The 744-nt window shown below is 51.2% G+C and carries 8 tRNA genes; all 8 read left to right on the forward strand.

Features of this window, described 5'->3' with window-relative positions:
- Nucleotides 1–35 precede the first annotated feature (35 nt).
- A tRNA-Asp gene (locus HMPREF2885_RS06020) sits at nt 36–108 on the forward strand.
- Nucleotides 109–132: 24 nt separating this feature from the next.
- Nucleotides 133–205 (forward strand) — tRNA-Lys (locus HMPREF2885_RS06025).
- 5 nt (nt 206–210) lie between these two features.
- Nucleotides 211–292, forward strand: a tRNA-Leu gene (locus HMPREF2885_RS06030).
- Nucleotides 293–304: 12 nt separating this feature from the next.
- Nucleotides 305–377 (forward strand) — tRNA-Thr (locus tag HMPREF2885_RS06035).
- Nucleotides 378–404: 27 nt separating this feature from the next.
- Nucleotides 405–476: transfer RNA gene (locus HMPREF2885_RS06040), tRNA-Gly, on the forward strand.
- A 7-nt stretch (nt 477–483) separates the two neighbouring features.
- Nucleotides 484–569, forward strand: a tRNA-Leu gene (locus HMPREF2885_RS06045).
- An 11-nt stretch (nt 570–580) separates the two neighbouring features.
- A tRNA-Arg gene (locus HMPREF2885_RS06050) sits at nt 581–654 on the forward strand.
- A gap of 15 nt (nt 655–669) precedes the next feature.
- Nucleotides 670–743: transfer RNA gene (locus tag HMPREF2885_RS06055), tRNA-Pro, on the forward strand.
- Nucleotide 744: the final 1 nt, after the last annotated feature.

The following is a 744-nucleotide window of genomic DNA, read 5'->3' on the forward strand; positions in this document are numbered from 1 at the left end:
AGAGGGTCAGCGGTTCGATCCCGTTAACTCCCATAGGTCCCGTAGTGTAGCGGTTATCACGTCGCCCTGTCACGGCGAAGATCGCGGGTTCGATTCCCGTCGGGACCGTTTAAGATAACGGAAGTTATTTTAGACTCGTTAGCTCAGTTGGTAGAGCAATTGACTTTTAATCAATGGGTCACTGGTTCGAGCCCAGTACGGGTCATCATTGCGGGTTTGGCGGAATTGGCAGACGCACCAGATTTAGGATCTGGCGCTTAACGGCGTGGGGGTTCAAGTCCCTTAACCCGCATAATAGAAAGTAGCCGGCTTAGCTCAGTTGGTAGAGCATCTGATTTGTAATCAGAGGGTCGCGTGTTCAAGTCATGTAGCCGGCATTTTTTTATATAGAATAAGAGGTCGATGCGAACGTAGTTCAGTGGTAGAACACCACCTTGCCAAGGTGGGGGTCGCGGGTTCGAATCCCGTCGTTCGCTTAGAGAGGCCGGGGTGGCGGAACTGGCAGACGCACAGGACTTAAAATCCTGCGATTGGTAACGATCGTACCGGTTCGATTCCGGTCCTCGGCATATAATGATGAGCACCCTTAGCTCAACTGGATAGAGTACCTGACTACGAATCAGGCGGTTAGAGGTTCGACTCCTCTAGGGTGCATTTTTTTATTTAACGCGGGAAGTAGCTCAGCTTGGTAGAGTACTTGGTTTGGGACCAAGGTGTCGCAGGTTCGAATCCTGTCTTCCCGAT

The sequence above is a fragment of the Streptococcus sp. HMSC062H02 genome (assembly GCF_001813005.1).
GTDB lineage: Bacteria > Bacillota > Bacilli > Lactobacillales > Streptococcaceae > Streptococcus > Streptococcus oralis_S.